Here is a 22,007-nt window from a genome sequence, read left to right as displayed (position 1 = left end):
ATGCAAACACTCCAACACATCCCCGTCTAGGTTTTCGCCCTGCTCATTGGCCTGATCGCGCTGGGCCTGCTGCAAACCCGCACCCGGCAAGTCCGCGCACGGCGGCTTTTGGGCATAAACATCGCGCTGACCATCTTCACCCTGGTGGGCGTGACCCAGCAATGGCGGCCCACGCCCTGGCTGGCACTGGCCCTGCTGACCTGGGCCGCGGCCTGCCTGATGGTGACCTGGGCGCTCGGCCAGGGCGCAGCGCCTGACGGGGCCAGCTACGCCCCCGCCACACGACGCTTCACCGTGCCCGGCAGCTCACACCCGACGCAGGCCGCCCCGCCGCATCCTGGGGCCTGGCCCATGTGCGCCAACGCATGACCACCCACCCCACCGCCCTGTCGCCGAAGACGAAGCCCTGCTGGCCCAGGCCCTTCAAAGCGAACTGCGCGCCCTGTGGCCCGCGCTGCAGGTGCTGGCCACGGCAGGCAACGGCCTGAGCGCGGTGCAGCTGGCTTTGCAACACCGCCCCGATGTGCTGTTTTTTGACATCCGCATGCCCGGCCAAAGCGGGCTCGAAGCCGCCGCCGAGCTGGCTGAAGACTGGCCTGGCGACACGGCCTTTCCGCTGCTGGTGTTTGTGACGGCTTATGACCAATACGCGATGGCCGCGTTTGAAGCGCAGGCGGTGGACGATGTGCTCCGCCTGGAAGCGGCCGACAAATACGTGCGCGTGTTCACCCATGACGGCAGCGAAGTGCTGCTGCGCACCCCGCTCAAAGAACTGATGCAGCGGCTCGACGCGCAGGTTTTCTGGCAAATCCACCGGGGCAGCGTGGTGCGCGCCACCGCCATCGAATCCGTCACCCGCGACGAATCCGGTCGTCTGAGCCTGCGCCTCAAAGGCCAGCCTGACCAGCTGGGCGTGAGCCGCCTTTACGCGCATTTGTTCAAGGCGATGTGAGCGGGTGTGCCAGGGCGTCCTGACAAATTTCGGCCTGGAAATCCAACGCCTTTAGATGGCGTTCAAGCCAAGCCCTGAAACGCTGTTCAGGACGCGAGGTGACGCGCCTTGCGGTGCCTGCGCAAATGCATGATGGCCAGCGCCAGCGACGCCACCTGTAGCACCGCACAAAAGAAGAATGGCGCGCCAATGCGCCAGTCACCTTGCGGCAGGTGCGAGACCATGGCCAGCAAAGGGGCGCCCAACATCGGGGCCACCACCGCCATCAAACTGCTCAGCCCACTGACCGCACCCATGGTCTGCCCCTGGCTTTTGCTGTCGGCCGCCGACGAAATCATGCTTTGCACCGAGGCGTTCACCGTGCCACCCAGCAAATTGAAGGCGATGACGGCGTACATCATCCAGCCCTCGGTGGCCGCACCCCACAGCGTGTAGGCGATGACCGACGACACCAGGCCCATGATGGCCAGCCTGGGCGGCGCATAGCGTTTGAGCAAACGGCCCATGAGCACGCCTTGCACCAGCACGGCCACAATGCCCACAACCGCCAGCGACCAGCCGTTTTCTTTCGGGCCCCAGCCAAACTTGAAACTGTTGTAGAGCACCCAAACCGTGTACAGCACAAACTGCGCCAAGGCGCTGAAGGCGACCACGCCCACCAGCGGCCCGACGCCTTTCAACTGGCCCAGCTTGCGCAAAAAGCTGGCCGGGTTGGCACTGCGCCAGCTGAAGGCCTTGCGCTGCGCGGCAGGCAGCGACTCGGGCAACACAAAATAGCCGTACAAACAATTCAACAAGGTCAAACTGCCCGCCACATAAAACGGCAGGTGCAAATCGATGGCACCCAGCAAACCGCCCATCACCGGCCCCACGATGAAGCCCAAGCCCATCATCGCACCCAGCAAACCAAAGCGCTTGGCCCGCTCTTCGGGGGCGGAAATGTCGGCCACATAGGCATTGGCAATGGCCGCATTGGCCTGCATGGCGCCGCCCAGCGTGCGCACCGCGATCAAGCCGCCCAGCGTGGTGCTCAGGGCCGTGCCAAAAAAGCTCACGCCCAGGCCCATGAAGCCCAACAGCAAAACCGGCCTGCGCCCATAGCGGTCCGACAAGGCACCCAATACGGGGGCCGCCAGAAAGTTGGACAAGCCAAAGGCCACGGCCGTCACGCCATACCAATAGGCCTGATCAGCCTGGCTGCTGGCAAAACTGCCCACCAGCGCAGGCAGCACCGGAATGATCACGCCAATGGCGGCCATGTCGAGCAACACGGCCAACATGATGAAAGGCATGGCCGCCTCTCGGGAACGAAACTTTTCACGCATGGGGTAACTCCGAAGTGAGGGGCTCACAAGGCGTCAATGCCGCCAGGGAAAGTTGCAGCAAATGGGCCTGGATGTCGGCAGGCCACGTCGCGATCAGGGCCTCAAAACGGGGGCAGTCTGCCGCGAACAGGGCGCGGGCCGCTTCTTCAAAACCCTCCAGACTGCCTGCCATGGCCGACATGAAACGGTAACTGGCCTCTTGCGACAAACGCCGCTGGTCGTGCGCTTGGCTGTCCTTGCGGGCTTGCTCCACCAGCTTGCGCAGCGCCACCGACGCCCCGCCGGGCTGACTGGCCAGCCATGCCCAATGGCGCGGCAGCAAAGTCACCTCACGCGCCACCACGCCCATCTTGGGCCGGCCGGGGCCGGACCTTGGCATAGCGCTGTCCTCGGTGCTGGCATCGGTTGCTGCTGCGGGTGCATGGGCCAACGGGTGCGTCAACGCCAGTCGGGCCAACACCTCGTCTGCGCTGCCCCGGTGGTCAAAGTCAATGATCTCGCTGCTGAGCGCGTTGAACACCATGAACCGGGCCAAAGGCCTGGCCTCGGTGGCCGCCTTGACCTGCAAGGCCACATCGGCCAAAGGGCCTCGGGCCAGGCAACGCGGGCCTTCAAAGGCGATGAAATCAGGCGGGGGAACGGGGTTGGCGGTGTCGGTCAAAACAGGCTTTCAAAATGACAAGCCCAAATTATACCCGGATTAAATAAAATTACCCGGATAAATTAAAACCAAAGACAGACGGCAAGCCCAGAACGCTCAGCGCCGCCAGTCGTCGCGGTCACCATGACCGCGGTGGCCATCGCGGCGATCGTCTCTGCGCTCATGCCGCCCCCCATCGTGGCGGTCATGGCCCCAATGGCGGTCGTGCCCGTAAGCCCAAGGCGGTGCCGGGCGATACACCTGCGGCGCATAAATCACACGCGGCGGAGGCGGTGGGGCATAAATCACCCGGGGTGGCCCATAAATCACAGGGCCATGCACGCCCACCTGGGCATACACCGGCGCATGGCCGATTTGCGATGAAAACACCACCGAAGGCTCCACCACCACCGGATGGGCGCAACCCGTTTGCACAACCCCCAAGCCCAGCAGGCCGAGCAGCGCCATGGCTCTTGAAAAAGACGGTTTGAACGAATAACGCATGACAAATCACCTCTGATCACGTTGGCTTTTCTTGAAAGCAAGCTCCCAGAGCCTTTAGCGCGGCAGCCCGGTGCTTGGTGCACCAATTGCGCTTTACAGTGGTTTCCATTCGTAACGGGTGCGGCAAGCTCCTGCCTGCTGCACCCCCTAAAATCAATCGCTATGACCTCCCCCACCGACAAAGCCCCCGCATCCGCTTCCACAACCGCCCCCGCTGAACACAAAGTCAGCAACTTCCTGCGTCAGATCATCGAAAACGACCTGGAAAAAGGCACCTACGCCAGCCGCCGCTGGGCAGGCAGCCCCGGCGACGCCGCGCACCACGCTGCGGGCGAGCCCGACCCAGCCAAGATCCGCACCCGCTTTCCGCCCGAGCCCAACGGCTACTTGCACGTCGGCCACGCCAAAAGCATCTGCATCAACTTCGGGCTGGCCAAGGAATACGGCGGCGTGTGCCACCTGCGCTTTGACGACACCAACCCCGAAAAAGAAGACACCGAATACGTCAACAGCATCATCGACGCCGTGAAATGGCTCGGCTTTGACTGGGCGCAGCTCGGCCAGGCCGCAGGCTCTGCCGCGCCCTACCAGGCCAGCGACTACTTCGACTTCATGTACCGCGCTGCCGAGGCCTTGATTGAAGCCGGTCACGCCTATGTGGACGAACAAAGCGCCGAAGACATGCGTGCCAACCGGGGCGACTTTGGCAAGCCCGGCGTGGACAGCCCCTTCCGCACCCGCACCGTCGCAGAAAACCTAGCGCGATTTCGCGAAATGCGCGACGGCCAGCTGGCCGACGGCGCTGCCGTGCTGCGCGCCAAGATCGACATGGCATCGCCCAACATCAACCTGCGCGACCCGGCCATCTACCGCATCCGCCGCGCCACCCACCACCACACGGGCGACACCTGGTGCATCTACCCGATGTACACCTTTGCCCACCCCATCGAAGACGCGCTGGAGCAAATCACCCACAGCATCTGCACGCTGGAGTTTGAAGACCAGCGCCCGTTTTACGACTGGCTGATGGAGCGCCTGTGTGAGTGCAAATTGCTGGCCGCGCCCAGCCCCAAACAATACGAATTTGCCCGCCTGAACCTGACCTATGTGATCACCAGCAAACGCAAGCTGGCGCAGCTGGTCAATGAAGGCAAAGTCAGCGGCTGGGACGACCCGCGCATGCCAACAATAGTGGGCCTGCGCCGCCGGGGCTACACGCCCGAGAGCCTGCGCCTGTTTGCCGACCGCATTGGCGTGACCAAAAGTGACAGCTGGATCGACTACAGCACGCTCGAAGGCTGCCTGCGCGAAGACCTGGAAAACAAAGCCCACCGCGGCATGGCCGTGCTCGACCCCGTCAAGCTCGTGCTGACCAACTGGGCCGAGGCCTTTGGCAGCGACGGCTACACAGAAGATTGCACCCAACCCGCCCTGCCCCACAGTGCGGTGGCCGAGGGCCAAACGCCACCCGCCGACCGCACATTCCTGATCGGCAAAGAAGTGTGGATCGAGCGCGAAGACTTTGAAGAAGTGCCGCCCAAGGGCTACAAACGCCTGTTCCCCGGCAACGTGGTGCGCCTGAAGGGCGGCTACGTGATCGAATGCACCGGTTGCTCACGCGATGCGGCAGGCAACGTGACCGAAGTGCATGCCAAAGTGATCCCCGGCACCAAGAGCGGCACGCCCGGCGCCGACAGCGTCAAAGCCAAAGCCGCCATCACCTGGGTGGGCGTGGCCGACGGCGTGCAAGCCGAAGTGCGCCTGTACGACCGCCTGTTTGCCGAAGCCCACCCCGATGCGGGCGGCAAAGACTTCTTGCAATCGCTCAACCCGGACAGCTTGAAAGTGGTGACCGCCTACGTGGAGCCGTCACTGGCTGCTGCGCAGCCGGATCAGAAGTTTCAGTTTGAGCGGTTCGGGTACTTTGTAGCGGATCGTCTGGATCACGTGGCGGGAGCCAAGCCGGTGTTCAACCGGGTGACGGGGTTGAAGGATTCTTGGGGCAAGTAATGACAGCGGCTTAAATGCCCCTTGCACAGAACCTCGCTAAACTTGCACCATGCACCCCGCCATTGCCCAACACCGCGCTGATATTTCGGCCATCTGTCAGCGATACCAAATCCGCCGACTGGAGGTGTTCGGCTCGGCCGCCCGTGCCGATGACTTTGATGCAGAGCGCAGCGACGCCGACTTTTTGGTGGAGTTTTCACCCGAGGCCCCCGCAGACTTGAACCGCTTTTTTGGCATCAAGTCAGAGCTGGAAACCCTGCTTGGTCGGGGCGTCGATCTGATCGAGCCCGGTGCGGTGCGCAACCCCTTTGTGCTGGCCAGCATCAACCAGCACCGCGAATCGATTTATGCAGCGTGACCCTCGCGCATTTTTGTGGGATGTGCGTGAAGCGGCGCTGGCCATCCAAACCTTCACAACAGGCTTGGACGTTAACGCCTATGAAAACAATCAACTGGTTCAGGCGGCGGTTGAGCGCAAGTTTGAAGTGATCGGGGAGGCCTTGAACCAACTCTCCAAGTTGGATGCAGCCATGGCAGCACAACTGCCCGACTTGCCGCAAATCGTAGCGTTTCGCAACCAACTGATCCATGGCTACGCCACGGTCAACCCCAGCACGGTGTGGACCATTGCTCAAAATTCACTGCCCAGCTTGATCTCTGTTGTTCAGACTTTGCTGGGCGAACAGGCTTAAGAATTGGATTAACCAAACTCAATTCGGGTATTTCGCCGCACCGCAGCCCGCCCATGACCACCCATCACATCACCACCCTCCCCGCCCTGCGCCAGCTCTACGGCCCTGCCCGTGAGCGGTCGCTCAAAAAAGAAATCCCGTCGATCGACGCGCATGCGGTGCAGTTCATTGGCTTGTCGCCGTTTGTGGTGCTGGCCAGCAGCGATGCGGATGGGCACATGGACGCGTCGCCTCGCGGGGGCGAGCCGGGTTTCGTCAAGGTGCTGGACGCGCAGACGCTGCTGGTGCCCGATGCGCCGGGCAACAACCGGCTGGACACGCTGGAAAACATCATTGCCACGGGCCGCTTGGGCACCTTGTTCATGGTACCGGGCTTTGACGAGACTTTGCGCGTGAATGGCCGTGCTGTGCTGTCCACCGACCCGGCCGACTTGGCCCTGTGTGCCGATGCGCGGCGCACGCCCGCGTTGGTGATCCGCCTGACGGTGGCGTCGGTGTATCTGCATTGCGCCAAGGCGTTCATGCGCTCGGGCTTGTGGGATGCCTCGCGCCAGACCGACCGGGCGCAGATGCCCAGCATGGCAGAGATGCTGCGCGACCAGATACGGACCTTCAAGGGCGAAGAAATCGAGGCCGAAACCCAGGCCCAGATGCTGGAGCGCTACCGACAGTCGCTTTGAGGTGCGGGCATGGCAAACATTTGTCACCTCGGACTTGATCCGGGGTCCATGCCTTCGACTGCCTTGGATACCCGCATGCGCGGGTATGACAGCGTGCGAGGTATGACAGGGCACGGGGCGTGACAGGACTTACTTTTTCTGCACCGGATTGGCCAACAGCAAGTTGGTCGGGTAGGCGCGCATGAACTCGCGGGCTTTGTCGAGCGGGGCGTTCAGCCAAGCGCCATAAGCGCCTTCGTTCAGGATGGCGGGCATGCGTTTTTCGTTGCCGTTTTGGCCATAGCGGTTCATCAGCGCGTGGCTGTTGGCGTTGACCGTGAGCAGGGTGTAGCTGATGATTTCTTCGCCGTCTTGGGTCCAACGCTCCCACAGGCCCGCAACGCCCATGGGTTTGCCGTCCACGCGGGCAATGCGGGTGGGCACGGCTTTGCGGGTGCGCCAGTCGTCTTCAAAAAAGGCCTGCATCGGGATAATGCAGCGCTGGGCCTTGAGCCAGGTCTCACGCGTGGGTGTGGCGGTGCTCATGGTTTCGTAGCGGGTGACGGCCAGCTTGGTCGAGCGCAGTTTGGCATCGGATGCCGACTTGACCCAAGTGGGCACCAGCCCAAATTGGCCTTGGGCCAGCTCCAGGACCAGCGGGCTGGCGGGGGCCGAAGTGGGGGCGGTGGGTGCGCCAGCCTCCGAAGTGGCTTCAGCGCCAGTTTCTGGTGCAGACTCAGTGGCTTGGTCTGCCGCCACAAAGGCTTTGCGGATGAAAAAGCCTGGCTGGCGTGGCCAGACTTCTTTGCCCAGCAAGTTTTCAGGAGGGGCGACGCCAAAGGCCTCGGCATACAGGTCGGCGCTTTTCAGACATTCATATTGGGTACTCATGCAGGGGATGCTAACCGACCTGATACGCTCACGGCCTCCACGCATTTCGCTGCTCCATCCATGCTGATCCGTTTCAACAAGCCTTATGGCGTGCTCAGCCAGTTCACCCCCGAGGGGCGCTGGCGTGGGCTCAAAGACCACATCGACCTGCCCGGGGTGTATGTGGCTGGGCGCCTGGATGCCGACAGCGAGGGCCTGCTGCTGCTGACCGACGACGGCCAACTGCAGGCTCGCATTGCCGACCCGCGCTTCAAGATGGAAAAGACCTATCTGGTGCAGGTGGAGGGCGTGGTGGACGACAAAGCCCTGACGGCCTTGGCCCGGGGCGTGACGCTGAACGACGGCCCCACCCTGCCCGCCCGTGCCCGGGCCGTACAGCCGCCCGCTGACCTGTGGCCACGCAACCCGCCGATACGCGAGCGGCAAAGCATTCCCACATCGTGGTTGGAGCTGTCGATCCGCGAGGGCCGCAACCGCCAGGTGCGGCGCATGACCGCTGCCGTGGGTTTGCCCACGCTGCGCCTGATCCGCACCGCCGTGGGGCCTTACAACCTGAACGACTTGCCCACAGGAACGTGGCAAGAAATCCCTGTGTGACAGGGCTCAACCATGCGCGTGGGCATATTCGGACACAATCACGCATCCTTCAACCCCACAGGAACAAGAATGTCTGAATTGCTGAACAAACTGCAATGGCGCTACGCCACCAAAAAGATGGACCCGACCAAGGTCGTGCCCCAAGACAAAGTGGACCGCATTGTCGAAGCCGCTCGCCTGGCACCTACATCCAGCGGTTTACAGCCGTTTGAAATCATCGTGGTCAGCAACGCCGCCGTGCGCGCGCAGATTCAGCCCAAGGCCTACAACCAGGCCCAAGTGACCGAAGGCTCGCACCTGCTGGTGTTTGCCGCCTGGGACAACTACACCGCCGAGCGCATCAACACCTATTTCGACTTCACCAACGCCGAGCGCGGTGGCACCAACGAAGGCTGGGAAAACTACCGCCAGATGTTGCTCAAGACCTACCCCGGCCGCTCAGCAGAAGTGAACTTCGAGCACGCAGCCCGTCAGGCCTACATTGGCTTGGGTGCATCCCTGATTGCCGCTGCTTTTGAAGAAGTGGACGCCACGCCTATGGAAGGCTTTGAACCCAAAGCCGTGGACGAAATTTTGGGCCTGTCGGCTCGCGGTCTGCGCAGCGTGGTGATCGTGCCCCTGGGCTACCGCGCCACCGAAGGCGACTGGTTGGCGAACCTGAAAAAGGTGCGCCGTCCACGCGAACAGTTCGTGACCGAAGTCAAATAACTGGACGTGACACCTGTCGCTGTTTTGGCGGCAGGTTTCCCCCCCGACAAAGCCGCAGACCCTGCGGCTTTGTGCTTTAACATCAGGGCACTCCCAAGCCGGGAAGTAACCCAAGGAAAAACCATGGCCAAAGGCGAACAACGCAGCAACAAAATGGCCAAGAAGCCAAAGAAAGACACGTCCCCCCCCAAGACGTTCACATCCGACCGGCCCATGGCCCCGTCCACTTTTGTCGCCCCTCGCGGCAAAGTCAAAGACAAATAAAGCGATCAAACGCCTTGCCAAGCCCACCGCTTTGCAAGGCCATCCCTGTCCATGTCTGCCCCTTTTCAGATTTTCACGGCCCGCGTCTTGCCCGCCAACTTGCAATTTGACGTGGAGGGCGACCTGACCCTGCTCGAAGCGGCCGACATGGGCCGCGTGCAGTTGCCCAGCTCATGCCGCAACGGCACTTGCCGCACCTGTATTTGCCGACTGGTCAGCGGCCAGGTGGACTACACGGTGGAATGGCCCGGCCTGTCGGCCGAAGAAAAAGCCGAAGGCTATGTGCTGCCCTGTGTGGCGCGGCCCCTATCGGATGTGGTGCTGGAGCAGCCCGCCGCCACCGCAGGCTAAAAGACAAGCTCACATGATCCCGATCCACGAAGACGAACACCTGCTGGTGCTGCAAAAGCCCAGCGGCCTGCTGTCGGTGCCCGGACGCGGCCCCGACAAGCAAGACTGCCTGGCCAGCCGCGTGCAGGCCATTTACCCCGAAGCGCTGGTGGTGCACCGGCTCGACCAGGACACCTCGGGCCTGTTGGTCATGGCGCGCGGCATCGAGGCACAGCGGCGCATGAGTCGCCTGTTTGAAACCCGCCAGGTGCACAAGCGCTATGTGGCCGTGGTGGCCGGGCAGCCCCTGCACACCCAGCAAGCGGTGCCCGCCGACGCAGACGGCTGGCGCAACATCGACGGGCCCATCCTGCTCGATTGGGAACGCCGCCCTCTGCACATCGTGCACCCCGACGGCAAACCGGCCCGCAGCCGCTGGCGCGCCCTGCAAAGCAGCGACACCGCCACGCTGGTTGAGCTGGAACCCGTCACGGGCCGCACCCACCAGCTGCGTGTGCACCTGCAAAGCATCGGTCACCCCATGTTGGGCGACGCGCTGTATGCGCCCGCGCCCGTGCGCGCACTGAGCCCACGCCTGATGCTGCACGCGCAGTCGCTGGCTTTTCCACACCCGTTCACCGATGCACCCATGGCGTTTGAAGCGCCGACCGACTGGTCTGCCCACGCGCCTTACGGTCACTTCACGGAGGTTGTCACCATGACTTTTGAAGCATTCAAAGCGAAAGCCCTGGCCGAAGGTTTTGACGAAGTGCTCGAACGCACCTGGGAGCCCAACGTGGTGCTGGACACGCACACCCACCCTTTTGGTGTCAAAGCGCGGGTGACAGAAGGCCAGATGTGGCTCAGCTGCACCGCCCCCGATGGCACGGCCCAAAAGCGCTACCTGACGCCAGGCGACGAGTTCACGCTGAACCGCGACGAACCACACGCAGAGCAATACGGGCCCGAAGGCGCGACATATTGGGTGGCCCGCAAGAACTGACACGCCCTGGAGCCAGTACCCTGGTGGGAGCAAGCCCCTGCTCGCGAATGTCTGAGGGGCCAACGCCAACATGAGCGCCAGCGCCACCATTCGGCCGCAGGGGCGACCTCCCACAAAAGACCGTTGAGTGGCCTCCCACAACACCAGGAACCGACCTTCAGTCGTCGATGCCCAGTTCCTGGATCTTGCGGGTGATGGTGTTGCGGCCGATGCCCAGCTTTTGGGCCGCTTCGATGCGCCGCCCCCGGGTGGTGGCCAAAGCGGCTTGAATCAGGCTGGTTTCAAAGCGGCGGGTCAGCACATCCCACACATCGGTGCGACCGCTGTTGAGCAGGTTAAGCGCTTCCTGCTCCAGACCGGGCTCCCATGCGCTGGCGGCCCCCACCAAAACCGGTGAACCGCTGGCTGCCGCGGCAGACGGAGTGCCCAACACCAGGGATTCAAGTGCCTGCAAAGCGTCCACACCGGGCGCAGAAAACGCCACAGACTCTGCCCCCTCAACGGAGGCCGAGGTTGCATGCAGCGGCTGCGCCGAAGGTGCGATGGCTCCACGGTTGTCCAGCACTTCGGGCGGCAAGTCTTTCACTTCGATCACTTGTGCCGGGGCCATCACCGTGAGCCAGTGGCAGATGTTTTCAAGTTGGCGCACATTGCCCGGAAACTGAAAATGGCTCAGGCGGTCGAGCGCAGCATCCGAGATGCGTTTGGGCTCCACGCCCAATTGTTGTGCGCTGCGCTGCAAGAAGTAGCGCGCCAGCATGGGCACGTCTTCGCGCCGCTCGCGCAGGGCGGGCAGGCGCAGGCGGATCACGTTCAGGCGGTGGAACAAGTCTTCGCGAAACACGCCCTCCTTGACGCGCTGCTCCAGATCCTGGTGGGTGGCCGCGATCACGCGCACATTGGCCTTGACGGCGCTGTGCCCGCCCACGCGGTAAAAGTTGCCGTCCGACAAAACGCGCAGCAAGCGGGTCTGCAAATCAAACGGCATGTCGCCGATCTCGTCAAGAAACAGCGTGCCGCCATCGGCCTGCTCAAAGCGGCCCCGGCGCGAGGCTTGCGCGCCCGTGAACGCGCCGCGCTCGTGGCCAAAGAGTTCGCTCTCCAGCAGGTCTTTGGGAATGGCCGCCGTGTTGATGGCCACAAAGGGTTGCCCGGCGCGGGGCGAGTGCTTGTGCAGCGCATGCGCCACCAGCTCTTTGCCCGAACCCGATTCACCCGTGATGAGCACCGTGACATGGCTTTGCGCCAGTCGGCCAATGCCACGGAACACGTCCTGCATGGCCGGGGCTTGGCCGAGCATCTCGGGGGCATCGACCTGTTTTTCTTCGGTCACTTCTTCGCGTTGGCTCTCGCCCACGGCGCGGCGGATCAGCTCGATCGCCTTGGGCAAGTCAAACGGTTTGGGCAGGTATTCAAACGCGCCACTAGAGAAGGCCGACACGGCGCTGTCCAGATCAGAAAACGCGGTCATGATGATGACCGGCAAACCGGGCAGGCGCTGCTTGATGGTGGCCAGCAAATCCAGTCCCGAGCCACCCGGCATGCGGATGTCGCTCACCAGCACCTGGGGGCCGCCCTGCGGGTCTTCCGAGTCCAGCGCCTTGATCACCTCACGCGGATTGGTGAAGCTGCGGGTGGGCAAGCCTTCTCGCAACAGTGCTTTTTCAAGCACAAAGCGAATGGATTGGTCATCGTCTACGATCCAGATCGGCTTCATCAACGTGGCGCTTTCTTAAATTCAGGGCAACGGAATCAAGATCTTGAAATCCGTACGGCCAGGCTCGCTGTCACACTCGATCATGCCGTGGTGCTGTTGCACAAAGGTTTGCGCCAATGTGAGCCCCAGGCCCGAACCGCCTTCGCGTCCCGATATGAGCGGGAAAAAAATGCGGTCCTTGATCGAGTCTGGAACACCAGGCCCGTTGTCAATCACATGCAATTCCAATGCCAGGCGATAACGCTGCTTGCCAAAGGTGACTTGTCGCAAGATGCGGCTCTTGAGCGTGATCTGGCCATCGCCTTGCGCGATGCGTTCTTGCAGTGCTTGCGCTGCGTTGTGCGCGATGTTGAGCACGGCCTGAATGAGTTGTTCGCGGTCACCCCGAAACTCGGGGATTGAGATGTCGTAGTCGCGCACCACTTTGAGGCCGCGAGGAAACTCGGCCAGGATCAGGGTGCGCACACGCTCACACACCTCATGGATGTTCACATCGCCCACCACATGCGGCCTGCGGTGCGGTGCCAGCAAGCGGTCCACCAGGGTTTGCAGGCGGTCGGCTTCGTGGATGATGACCTGCGTGTATTCGGTCAGCTCCTTGCTGTCCAGCTCCATCTCCAGCAACTGTGCCGAGCCCCGAATGCCGCCCAGCGGGTTCTTGATCTCGTGGGCCAGGTTGCGGATCAGCTCTTTGTTGGCCTGGGCTTGCTCCAGCAGGCGCTCTTCTCGCTCTTGCCTTGTTTGTTGCTCGACAGGCAACAACTCGACGATGACCTCGCCATCCTGATCCGAGGGTGCCACGATCACGTGCACCGGCAAGGGGTCTTCGTGGTGCACACGGCGCATTTGGGCTTCGTAGCGCAGCGCGGCAAACTCGTTCGACTGAGCGCCCACCAAAGCGGTGATCAGCGGCTGCGGGTCCAGAAAATAATCGGGCAGGTGGGTGTCAAACAGCGTGCGTCTGGACATGCCCAAAGCGTCTTCCAGCGCCGCATTGACAAAGCGCACGCGCCCCTGCCCCTGCAACACCGCCACCGGTGTGGCCAACAAATCGAATGCCTGAAATCGGGAGACTGGCGCGGTCATGGTGTCACGTCTTTGCAAAAAAAAGGACGGCCGAAGCCGTCCTTTGTTTGTATTGCACGGGGATGTGCAATATGGCGCATACCGCTTACAGCGAGTAGTACATGTCGTATTCAACAGGCGACACTTCCACGCGGCTGCGGTTGACTTCTTGCATCTTCAATTCGATGTAAGCGTCGATCCACGAGTCGGTGAACACGCCACCCTTGGTCAGGAAGGCACGGTCTGCATCGAGTGCTTCCAGAGCTTGGTCCAGGCTGGAGCAAACGGTGGGCACCAACTTGTCTTCTTCTGGAGGCAAGTGGTACAGGTCTTTGGTCGCTGCTTCGCCGGGATGGATCTTGTTCTCGATACCGTCCAAGCCAGCCATCAACAAGGCCGCGAAGCCGAGGTAAGGGTTGCACAATGGATCGGGGAAGCGAGCTTCCACACGGCGGCCTTTTTCGCTGGCGACGTTGGGAATGCGGATCGAAGCCGAGCGGTTCTTGGCCGAGTAAGCCAACTTCACAGGGGCTTCGTAGTGAGGCACCAAGCGCTTGTAGCTGTTGGTGCCGGGGTTGGTGATCGCGTTCAGAGCACGGGCGTGCTTGATGATGCCGCCGATGTAGTACAAGGCGAGATCAGACAAACCAGCGTAGCCGTTGCCTGCAAACAGGTTCTTGCCGTCTTTCCAGATGGACTGGTGAACGTGCATGCCGGAACCGTTGTCGCCAGCGTAGGGCTTGGGCATGAAGGTGGCGGTTTTGCCGTAAGCGTTGGCCACGTTGTGGATCACGTACTTTTGCAGCAATGTCCAGTCAGCACGCTCCACCAGGGTGGAGAACTTGGTGCCGATTTCGCACTGACCTGCGCCAGCCACTTCGTGGTGGTGCACTTCGACCGGGATGCCCACGGATTCGAGGATCAAAGACATTTCGCTGCGCATGTCGTGCGTGCTGTCCACGGGGGGCACTGGGAAGTAGCCACCCTTAACGCGGTTACGGTGACCGCTGTTGCCGTTTTCCATCTTGGTGCCGCTGTTCCATGGGGCTTCGGCTTCGTCGATGGCGTAGAAGGTGTTGTTCGGCTCGGTGCTCCAACGCACGTCGTCAAACAAGAAGAATTCGGGTTCGGGACCGAAGTAGGCGGTATCGCCCATGCCCGATTGCTTGAGGTATGTCTCGGCGCGCTTGGCAATGGAACGTGGGTCACGCTCGTAGGCCTTGCCATCTGTGGGCTCGATCACGTCGCAGATCAGGACCAAAGTGACTTCTTCGAAGAAAGGGTCAATGATCGCGCTGTTGGGATCGGGGATCAACAACATGTCCGAAGCTTCAATGCCTTTCCAGCCAGCAATCGAAGAGCCGTCAAACGCTTGACCTTCTTCGAACTTGTTTTCGTCGAACTGCGACACGGGCGCAGTGATGTGCTGCCACTTGCCACGGGTATCGGTGAAACGGAAGTCAACGAACTTGACTTCGTTCTCTTTCACCATCTTCATCACGTCTGCGACGGTCTTGGCCATCAAATTCTCCTGAATGGAAAGGGGTTAAAAAGCTTACGCACGGGTCTTGCAGTTTCTGTGCCAACTTGACTTAAAAACTTGCACCTGAGCATCCCAAGATTGTGCCCTGAGGAGGCTCGATTGGCCGCCTGAGACGCAGAAAAAAGAACAGGCCACGCCTTGTAGGCAAGCTCCACAGCCTTGGACACAGGATTTTCAGGGCCTCCCAACAAATGCCTCAACGACTCGCACGGCACCCATGCACTTTAATTGTGCAATTTTGCACCATTTTGGTGAATTTTAAATCAACGCACCAATTCGGGGCCATATTCCAGCTTGAAGGCCATCAGGCCTTGGCGCAAATCCCGGTAGGCCAATTCGGCGCGGGCAGGCTCCCCTTTGACCCCCAGCTCAATGTGACGCCCCCATTGCGGGTGGTCCACGCTGGGCAGACTGAACACCTTGACACCCGGGTGCCCCGCTTCAATGGCCTCCATCAAAGGCGTCAGCGTGGCCTCCATCGAGCCGAGCACGATGACCGATTTTTCCAGCCAGGCGTTTTGCTGAAAGTGACTCGCGTAATGCGCATCCAACTCGGCCTCAATCATGGGCCAGGCCATGACCGGAAAGCCCGGCACAAAGTGCACCCTGCCCCCACCTGCGCCCTGGCAGCGGAAACCTGGAATCTTGTTGTACGGGTTGCGGATGATGTCGGCCCCTTCGGGGAACACGCCCATGTTGAGGCGGTGCACGTTGTCATCGCGCTCGGGCTCGTAAGGCACACCCTGTTCTTTGGCCGTGTACTGCATGCGCTCTTGAATGAGCCGCTTGGCCTCGGGGTGCAGCGCCAGCGGCACACCCAGCGCCCGTGCAGCGCACTGGCGGGTGTGGTCATCGGGCGTGGCCCCAATGCCGCCGCAACTGAACACCACATCAGCCGACTCAAAGGCGCGCTTCAAGGTGGCGGTGATGCGCTCGGGCGAATCGCCCACATACTCGGCCCAAGTCAGTGTCAGACCGCGTGCCGACAGCAGCTCGATGGCTTTGGGCATGTGCTTGTCCTGGCGTTTGCCGGACATGATTTCGTCACCAATGATGATCAGGCCAAAAGTGGGGGTCATGGTCAAACAACTTTCTGCAAAGGATCTCAGCTCGCGCGCCGTGGTTCGACATCGGTCACGTCAGCGGACGGGTCATTGGGGTCCATCCCCAGCTTGGCTGCGGCATGGGGAGACGCAGGCGCAGCAGGCAAGACATCGTCCACCATGGCGTTCAACGGCTCGGCGCGCAAAGCCTGCAAAGCCGCCAACGCAAAGTGGGCAAACCACAACGATGAAAAGGCAAACACCAGGGTGTAGATCCAGATGGCCACCGGCACCAGGATCACAAAGGCGGCCGCAAACAAGGCCCCCGATGCCCACACCAGACTGGGCGCTGCACCCATGAGGCCTGTGACCACGCCCATGCCCAACAAGCTCATGCGGTGGCGGGCCATGAGGGTGTGCCGTTCGTCGGCGCTGGCGAACTCGGCCAATACATCAAAGGCCATGACCCGGTAAGTCAGCCAGCCCCAGATGAGCGCAGGCAACACCATGGCCAAAGGCGGCACCAGCCACATGGGCAGCGTCAACAACAAAGCGCCCAGCGCCAGCAGCAAAGACAAAAAGGTCCACCACAAACTGAACAGCAAACTGCCACCGTGCTTGCGCTGCAGACCCGCAAACCGCCGATCGGCCACCAAGCGGGTGAGCGAAGGCGTCATCAAAAAAGACACGGCCAACAAACAGGCCACCACGACCAGCGGCGTGACCGAAAAAATCACCATCAAGGGCGCCACCACGGTCTTGAGGTTGGGCAAGCCAATGCCCTCCAGCCAGCGCCACACCACCGAGAGCCAACTCGACACATCCAGCCAGGCGCGCACACCCGTCACAGCCATGTCCCAGTACAAATACCCCAGCAACCAGGACAAGGCCACGATCAGCACCAGCGGCAAACACGACAAGCCGATCACCCGGGGATACAGGCAATACATGGCGGCACGCCAAAAGGAATCGATCAACAGTTTCATGGCCGAAAGCTTAACAGTTGCGCACGAAACAGCGGGATTGCGGCGCTGTCAGGCCTTACCCGCCAGACGCAACAAGCCGCGCCACTGCTGAGTCCAAAAGCCCTGGCCGTAATCACGCCCCTGCTCCACCTGATCGCGCACGCCAGTCGGGTCGAACTTGCGCTGGAAGTCGGCCGTGCCAAACAGCATGTCCCACCAAGGCAGCAGCACGCCGAAGTTGCAGCCGCCCAAGACCTTGCGACCTTGAACCTCAAATTCATGCCCGATGCCAATGCTGTGGTGCCTGCGGTGAAAGCGTGGGCTGATCCACAGGCGCTCGCCGATGTGGCCAAACCAGATGCGCACATTGGCATGCTGAAAGTTTTCGCTGAGCTGGCTGATCGCCACCAGCGCCACAAACTGCCCAGGGCCCACGCCAATGAGCACGGCCACGGCGGACAAAATCAGGCTGGTCACCACATCGTCCAGCAGGTGGTTGCGGTTGTCGGTCCACATGCTCATCTGCTGCTGTGCGTGGTGCAGCGAATGCAAAGCCCACCAGGTGTTGGACTGGTGCTGTGCACGGTGAACCCAGTAGTGCACAAAGTCAAACACCACCAGATAAAGCACAAAACTCGGCAGCGCCAGGTCGGTCACGCCGGGCCACAGGCCGTCAAGGTGCAGCGTGGGCCAGCCCATGCTGCGCAGCACGCCCCAGCCTTGCTCAAAGGCGTAATCGAGCGTGAAAAACATGCCCAGCTTGAACAACCCCAAGCGGTGAATCAAGGTGTAAAGCACATCCACCCGCACCGCCTTGGCGTCGTGCTGCGTCTCGGCAGGCCACAGGCGTTGCAGTGGCCCGATGACCGCGAGCATGACGGCGATCTGCAGCAAGCCCACCACCACCCAGCCCGTGCCTTCGTAGGCTTTTTCCAGCAGATGGCCCTGCCCTGCGGCAAAGGCGATGGGCTGCACCACCGCTTCGTAAAGCGTTTGCTGAAGCCACGAAAAACCGTCAAGCAAAAAGTCCATGCGCTTATTGTCGCGAATCAGGCAAAGCCACAAGCGGCAAGGGGTGCTGGCGAATCCAGTCGCGGTAGGCGGGGTGCTCGCGCAGCGTCGCAAAGCACAGGCCTTTGGCTTTGAGCCCTTCGATCAGGGGTTCCAGCACCGCAGGGGCCCACGGGTCTTGGCGTGACCAAATGCCCAAGTGCGCCATCAGGATGTCACCCGAGCGGATGTTTTTCAGGGCTTTTTGCAGCAGTTGCGCATTGGGATAAACATCACTGGGCAACTCGTCACCCAGAAAACCCGCATCGGCCCAGCCTACATGGGCAAAGCCGCACTGCTTGGCGGCCGCCAGCAAACGCGCCGATGTTTTGCCCCCCGGCGCACGGAACAAGGGCAATGGGGTCTGGCCTGTCACGTCCTGCAGCCTTCGGGCGGCTTGGCGCAAGTTGTCACAATAGTTTTGCGCGGTCCAGAGCAGGTTTTTGCCTTCTTGCGCACCGGCGCTGGGGCGGATGCGGAACTTTTGCCCACCCGCATCGTTCACATCGGCACGCCAGTACGCGTGGTCCCAGGTGTGCGAGGCAAAGGCATGGCCTTCAGCGGCGCGGGCTTTCCACCACGGGGCCCAGTGCTGGCCCAAAGTGCCGTCGCCTAGTTGGGTTTTTTCTTGGGCGGCAAAGAATGTCACGCGCACCTGCTGACGCTGCAACACCTCGGCAATCAACGGGGCTACACCCATGTGCCCGGTGTCAAAAGTGAGGTAAACCGGTTGCTTGCAGGCTGGCGGCACTGCTTGCGCTGGCGCGGCCAAGGCCACCGCCCAGATGGCCAAGGCCCAAGTTTTCAGGATGTCAGTTGCGGCCCGCATGGTCGAGCGTCCACACGCCGTGCGGCGACTTGCCCACGCTCACCTGACGCACCACCTTGCGGCTGGCCATGTCGATCACGGTGAGTTTTTTGGCCCAACGCGAAGCCAGCAGCAAAGTTTTGCCATCTTTGCTCACGTCCATGCAATCGGGCCCCGAAGGACCGGGGAACTCGGCCACCACCTGCATGCTGCTGTAGTCGATCTGGCTGACGGTGTTGGCCACACGGTTGCTCACCAAAACATGCTTGCGGTCCCCCAGTGCGCGAAAAGCATGGGCGCCCTTGCCTGTGGGAATGGTTTTGACCAAGCGCGGTGTTCCGCTGCTCACGTCATACACCTCAACGCCTTCGCCCCCGGTCAAGCCCACCAGCAGGGTTTTGTCATCGGGCGTGCCAAACACGTCGGCGGGCATGGGGCCTGTCGGCACACGGCTTTTCAGGGTTTGCGTGGCCAAGTCGATGGTGACCAGCTCATTGCTGTCCTGCATGCTGGCCCACACGGTGGTGCTTTTGCTGTCGATCCACAAGTGACTGGGCGTTTTGCCGGTGGCAATGCGCTTGACCAGCGTGGGGTTGTGGCCATCCCAACGGTAAATGTCCACATGGTTGAGGCGGTTAGCCACCGTGACAAACCACTTCATGTCGGGTGAAAAACGCAGTTGGTAGGGGTCGAGAATGCCCGTGACCGTGTGCTGAACTTCGGCGGTGCGCGGGTCGATGAAGGTGAGCGAATCGCTGAGCGCATTGGCCACGATGACCGATTTCTCATCGGGCGTCATGTACAGGTGGTGCGGCTCTTTGCCGGTGGGGATGCGCTTTTTCTCGGTCCAAGTGGCTGGATCGATCACGCTGACCGTGCCGTCCAGCGAATTGAGTACAAAAACAGGCGCAGGAGCCGGTGTCTGGGCCGAAACACCGTAGAGCTGAAGCCCCAAAACAACCACAGCAAAAAATCGAACAACAGGAAGCAAGGAAATCACAAAAACGCTTTCAAAATCACGTTCAAGTGTAATCGGACCACCCACAGGAACCCAGATGCAAATCAAGCCGCCGTCAAAAATAAGCCTTCAAGGCGTCACCTTGGAGGCCTTGCAGATCCCTGCCGTCAGCGCCAGCCTCTTGCCCACATTGGTTTTTTTGCACGAAGGACTGGGCAGCGTGGCCATGTGGCGCGACTGGCCCGCCCAACTTTGCCAGCGGCTGGGCTGCGCGGGCTTGGTCTATTCACGCCAGGGCTACGGCCAATCGGACACCGTGCCCGATGTACGCGGCCCGTCTGGCGAGTCGGTCGGGCAGCGCGTGGGGCGTTTGTTGCCCGATTACATGCACCATGAAGCGCTGGTGGTCTTGCCCGCCTTGTTGCAAACGCTGGGCATTGAGTGCCCTGTGCTGCTCGGCCATTCGGACGGCGGCACCATCGCCCTGATCCATGCCAGCCGTTGCGCGGTGGCTGGCTGTGTGGTGATGGCACCGCATGTCATGGTCGAAGACATCTCGGTCGCAGCCATCACGTCAGCCCGCGAGGCTTATGAAAGCGGCCCCCTGCGCCAGCGCTTGGCCCCGTACCACGCCGATGTGGACTGCGCCTTCTGGCAATGGAACGACGTGTGGTTGAGCGAGGCCTTCCGCCCGTTTGACATTCGGCCAGAGTTGGGCGGCATCTCTGCGCCCTTGCTGGCCATTCAGGGCGAGGCTGACCCTTACGGCACCATGGCGCAGATCGACGAGATTGCCCGCGCTGTGCCGCATGCGCAGTTGCTGAAACTGCCGGACTGCGGGCATTCACCGCACCGCGACCAAACCGAGACTGTGGAAAAGGCGGTGCAGACTTTCATCAACGACCTGTAAGTCCGGGCAATGCCCGACAACAAACACTCAGCCTCTAATCGTAGGCTCTGCAACCGGAGGTTTTGTGTAGGAGCCAGCCCTGCTGGCGATAGGACGGCTCGCAGGCTGCAAGCCATCGCTTGCAGGGCAAGCTCCTACAGCACCAGGGATAGCCACCCCTCGGCACTGGGGCATTCACATGAAAATCCCGATGGCAGGCGTTCAGGGCTTGAGCAAAGCCAGGTCTTCGTCGTTCAACCAGCGCCATTGGCCGGGTGCCAGATCGTTCAAAACCAGCCCCCCGATTTGCGAGCGGTGCAGCCCTTCGACCCGGTTGCCCACCGCCGCCAGCATGCGCTTGACCTGGTGGTATTTGCCCTCGGTCAGCGTCAGCTTCAAGTGCAGCTCGCCCACGGCCTCGCAGGCGGCGGCTTTCACGGGCTTGGGGTCATCGTCCAGCACCACACCCGTCAGCAGCTTGTCCAACATCTCGGGCGTGATCGGGTGCTTGGTGGTCACTTCGTACACCTTGGGCACATGGTGCTTGGGTGAGCTCATTTTGTGGATGAATTGGCCGTCGTCGGTCAAAAGCAGCAAGCCGGTGGTGTCTTGGTCCAGCCGACCCACCGCCTGCACGCCCTGCACTGCCGCTTTTTGGGGGCGCTGGCGCAAAGGCGCGGGCAGCAAGGTGTAAATGCTCGGCCAGGTGGACGGCTTTTGCGAACACTCGGTGCCCGCAGGCTTGTTGAGCAGCACATAGGCCTTTTCCTTGAACGGCCAGTCGGTCCCCTGCACATTAAAATGCAGGCCTTCGAGTTCAAAGAATTCACCCGAATCGGTCACGGTTTCGCCGTTGACTTGCACATGGCCTTGTTGCACGAGTCCGGCACACACCCGGCGGGTGCCAAAGCCCTGGCAGTACAAGATGTCTTCCAGGCGCATGGGTTTGAGAGATTTGGCTTTCATGGGGCATGATTGTCGCCGCGAAACCGACCCCTTTGACGCCGGACATGGCACCCCGAAATTTGCAGGAGACACCGCCCATGAGCACAGCCCTTGAAACCCTCACACGCATGACCGATGCATTGGCCATCTGTGCCCGAGGTGAATTGCCGCAAAACGAAATGATCCGGCTGTGGCGCAGTGGTGCGACCAGCCTGCCTTTGCCCGAAAAATTTGGCGTCGTTTTGGGCGATTTGCTCGACCGCATCGAAGCCAGCGCCCTGTTCAGCGGCGAAAGCTGCTCCTTCAGCCAAAAAGACCTGTTCGACAACCTGCAGCTGTGGGCAGACAAAGCCCGGGCCAAGCTGGCCAGCCCGTAGGCCGACAACCCTTGCATCTTCTAGGAAGCCCCGTGTTTTGTGGGAGCGAGCCCCTGCTCGCGAACATTTGTA

Annotated in this window: 26 protein-coding genes; 13 read left to right on the top strand and 13 right to left on the bottom strand. The window is 61.5% G+C overall.

Going from position 1 to position 22,007, the window contains the following annotated elements; genetic code table 11:
- The first annotated feature begins 39 nt into the window (after positions 1-39).
- On the top strand, positions 40-369 hold the full coding sequence (locus ACZ5VE_RS04545; protein WP_464457437.1) for a DUF6622 family protein: 330 nt from the start codon (positions 40-42) through the stop codon (positions 367-369).
- Positions 338-952: a LytR/AlgR family response regulator transcription factor gene (locus ACZ5VE_RS04540; protein ID WP_464457436.1), complete on the top strand. Its 615-nt coding sequence runs from the start codon at positions 338-340 to the stop codon at positions 950-952. Before ACZ5VE_RS04545 ends, ACZ5VE_RS04540 begins: the two co-directional genes overlap by 32 nt.
- 86 nt (positions 953-1,038) lie before the next feature.
- Here ACZ5VE_RS04540 and ACZ5VE_RS04535 read toward each other — a convergent pair whose 3' ends face one another.
- The 3 genes from ACZ5VE_RS04535 to ACZ5VE_RS04525 form a co-directional block, all read right to left on the bottom strand.
- On the bottom strand, positions 1,039-2,277 hold the full coding sequence (locus tag ACZ5VE_RS04535; protein WP_464456859.1) for an MFS transporter: 1,239 nt from the start codon (positions 2,275-2,277) through the stop codon (positions 1,039-1,041).
- Entirely contained in the window at positions 2,270-2,938 is a 669-nt protein-coding gene (locus tag ACZ5VE_RS04530) for a DUF2239 family protein (protein ID WP_464456858.1), read from the bottom strand. Before ACZ5VE_RS04530 ends, ACZ5VE_RS04535 begins: the two co-directional genes overlap by 8 nt.
- 96 nt (positions 2,939-3,034) lie before the next feature.
- A complete protein-coding gene (locus ACZ5VE_RS04525; protein WP_464456857.1) occupies positions 3,035-3,421 on the bottom strand; it encodes a hypothetical protein in 387 nt (128 codons plus the stop codon).
- Between the two features lie 162 nt (positions 3,422-3,583).
- Here ACZ5VE_RS04525 and ACZ5VE_RS04520 point away from each other — a divergent pair, with 162 nt between their 5' ends.
- Genes ACZ5VE_RS04520 through ACZ5VE_RS04505 form a run of 4 tightly spaced genes read left to right on the top strand, consistent with a single transcriptional unit; the run spans position 3,584 to position 6,803 of the window.
- Positions 3,584-5,431, top strand: coding sequence for a glutamine--tRNA ligase/YqeY domain fusion protein (locus ACZ5VE_RS04520; protein ID WP_464456856.1), 1,848 nt, complete (start codon positions 3,584-3,586; stop codon positions 5,429-5,431).
- Between the two features lie 49 nt (positions 5,432-5,480).
- Positions 5,481-5,789: a nucleotidyltransferase family protein gene (locus ACZ5VE_RS04515; RefSeq protein WP_464456855.1), complete on the top strand. Its 309-nt coding sequence runs from the start codon at positions 5,481-5,483 to the stop codon at positions 5,787-5,789.
- Positions 5,779-6,123: a HepT-like ribonuclease domain-containing protein gene (locus ACZ5VE_RS04510; RefSeq protein WP_464456854.1), complete on the top strand. Its 345-nt coding sequence runs from the start codon at positions 5,779-5,781 to the stop codon at positions 6,121-6,123. Before ACZ5VE_RS04515 ends, ACZ5VE_RS04510 begins: the two co-directional genes overlap by 11 nt.
- A 53-nt stretch (positions 6,124-6,176) precedes the next feature.
- A complete protein-coding gene (locus ACZ5VE_RS04505; protein ID WP_464456853.1) occupies positions 6,177-6,803 on the top strand; it encodes a pyridoxamine 5'-phosphate oxidase family protein in 627 nt (208 codons plus the stop codon).
- Positions 6,804-6,932: 129 nt separating this feature from the next.
- On the opposite strand, the gene ACZ5VE_RS04500 is transcribed toward ACZ5VE_RS04505, so the two are convergent.
- Positions 6,933-7,673, bottom strand: a complete 741-nt coding sequence (locus tag ACZ5VE_RS04500; protein ID WP_464456852.1) for an SOS response-associated peptidase — start codon at positions 7,671-7,673, stop codon at positions 6,933-6,935.
- Between the two features lie 60 nt (positions 7,674-7,733).
- Between ACZ5VE_RS04500 and ACZ5VE_RS04495 the strand changes: the two genes are divergently transcribed.
- From ACZ5VE_RS04495 to ACZ5VE_RS04475, 5 genes are all read left to right on the top strand, one after another.
- Positions 7,734-8,270 carry a pseudouridine synthase gene (locus ACZ5VE_RS04495; RefSeq protein ID WP_464456851.1) on the top strand — a complete coding sequence of 179 codons (537 nt, stop codon included), beginning with the start codon at positions 7,734-7,736 and terminating at the stop codon, positions 8,268-8,270.
- 69 nt (positions 8,271-8,339) lie between these two features.
- On the top strand, positions 8,340-8,978 hold the full coding sequence (locus ACZ5VE_RS04490; RefSeq protein WP_464456850.1) for a nitroreductase family protein: 639 nt from the start codon (positions 8,340-8,342) through the stop codon (positions 8,976-8,978).
- 123 nt (positions 8,979-9,101) lie between these two features.
- Positions 9,102-9,242: a hypothetical protein gene (locus tag ACZ5VE_RS04485; RefSeq protein ID WP_019427071.1), complete on the top strand. Its 141-nt coding sequence runs from the start codon at positions 9,102-9,104 to the stop codon at positions 9,240-9,242.
- A gap of 51 nt (positions 9,243-9,293) precedes the next feature.
- The gene (locus ACZ5VE_RS04480; RefSeq protein WP_464456849.1) at positions 9,294-9,593 is read left to right on the top strand and encodes a 2Fe-2S iron-sulfur cluster-binding protein; all 300 of its coding nucleotides are present in this window, start codon (positions 9,294-9,296) and stop codon (positions 9,591-9,593) included.
- Between the two features lie 13 nt (positions 9,594-9,606).
- Complete coding sequence (locus ACZ5VE_RS04475; RefSeq protein ID WP_464456848.1) at positions 9,607-10,575, top strand: RluA family pseudouridine synthase; 969 nt, start codon at positions 9,607-9,609, stop codon at positions 10,573-10,575.
- A 157-nt stretch (positions 10,576-10,732) separates the two neighbouring features.
- Here the strand turns inward: ACZ5VE_RS04475 and ntrC are convergent, their stop codons facing one another.
- From ntrC to ACZ5VE_RS04435, 8 genes are all read right to left on the bottom strand, one after another.
- Complete coding sequence (gene ntrC, locus ACZ5VE_RS04470; RefSeq protein WP_464456847.1) at positions 10,733-12,292, bottom strand: nitrogen regulation protein NR(I); 1,560 nt, start codon at positions 12,290-12,292, stop codon at positions 10,733-10,735.
- A 21-nt stretch (positions 12,293-12,313) separates the two neighbouring features.
- Positions 12,314-13,378 (bottom strand): nitrogen regulation protein NR(II), encoded by a 1,065-nt coding sequence (gene glnL, locus ACZ5VE_RS04465; RefSeq protein ID WP_464456846.1) that lies wholly within the window; start codon positions 13,376-13,378, stop codon positions 12,314-12,316.
- A gap of 85 nt (positions 13,379-13,463) precedes the next feature.
- Positions 13,464-14,879, bottom strand: a complete 1,416-nt coding sequence (gene glnA, locus ACZ5VE_RS04460) for a type I glutamate--ammonia ligase (protein ID WP_464456845.1) — start codon at positions 14,877-14,879, stop codon at positions 13,464-13,466.
- A 284-nt stretch (positions 14,880-15,163) separates the two neighbouring features.
- On the bottom strand, positions 15,164-15,979 hold the full coding sequence (locus ACZ5VE_RS04455; protein WP_464456844.1) for a competence/damage-inducible protein A: 816 nt from the start codon (positions 15,977-15,979) through the stop codon (positions 15,164-15,166).
- Positions 15,980-16,005: 26 nt separating this feature from the next.
- On the bottom strand, positions 16,006-16,929 hold the full coding sequence (locus tag ACZ5VE_RS04450; RefSeq protein ID WP_464456843.1) for an EI24 domain-containing protein: 924 nt from the start codon (positions 16,927-16,929) through the stop codon (positions 16,006-16,008).
- Between the two features lie 48 nt (positions 16,930-16,977).
- Positions 16,978-17,940 (bottom strand): sterol desaturase family protein, encoded by a 963-nt coding sequence (locus ACZ5VE_RS04445; RefSeq protein ID WP_464456842.1) that lies wholly within the window; start codon positions 17,938-17,940, stop codon positions 16,978-16,980.
- A gap of 4 nt (positions 17,941-17,944) precedes the next feature.
- A complete protein-coding gene (locus ACZ5VE_RS04440) occupies positions 17,945-18,787 on the bottom strand; it encodes a polysaccharide deacetylase family protein (RefSeq protein ID WP_464456841.1) in 843 nt (280 codons plus the stop codon).
- A complete protein-coding gene (locus ACZ5VE_RS04435) occupies positions 18,771-19,730 on the bottom strand; it encodes a YVTN family beta-propeller repeat protein (protein ID WP_464457435.1) in 960 nt (319 codons plus the stop codon). The genes ACZ5VE_RS04440 and ACZ5VE_RS04435 overlap by 17 nt, the downstream gene beginning before the upstream one ends.
- 91 nt (positions 19,731-19,821) lie before the next feature.
- Between ACZ5VE_RS04435 and ACZ5VE_RS04430 the strand changes: the two genes are divergently transcribed.
- Positions 19,822-20,634 carry an alpha/beta fold hydrolase gene (locus ACZ5VE_RS04430; RefSeq protein WP_464456840.1) on the top strand — a complete coding sequence of 271 codons (813 nt, stop codon included), beginning with the start codon at positions 19,822-19,824 and terminating at the stop codon, positions 20,632-20,634.
- Positions 20,635-20,835: 201 nt separating this feature from the next.
- On the opposite strand, the gene ACZ5VE_RS04425 is transcribed toward ACZ5VE_RS04430, so the two are convergent.
- Positions 20,836-21,555, bottom strand: a complete 720-nt coding sequence (locus ACZ5VE_RS04425; protein WP_464457434.1) for a pseudouridine synthase — start codon at positions 21,553-21,555, stop codon at positions 20,836-20,838.
- Between the two features lie 101 nt (positions 21,556-21,656).
- Here ACZ5VE_RS04425 and ACZ5VE_RS04420 point away from each other — a divergent pair, with 101 nt between their 5' ends.
- Entirely contained in the window at positions 21,657-21,935 is a 279-nt protein-coding gene (locus ACZ5VE_RS04420) for a hypothetical protein (RefSeq protein WP_464456839.1), read from the top strand.
- Positions 21,936-22,007: the final 72 nt, after the last annotated feature.

It is taken from the genome of Limnohabitans sp. INBF003 (assembly GCF_055396645.1).
This window is presented reverse-complemented; position numbering and strand designations above follow the sequence as displayed.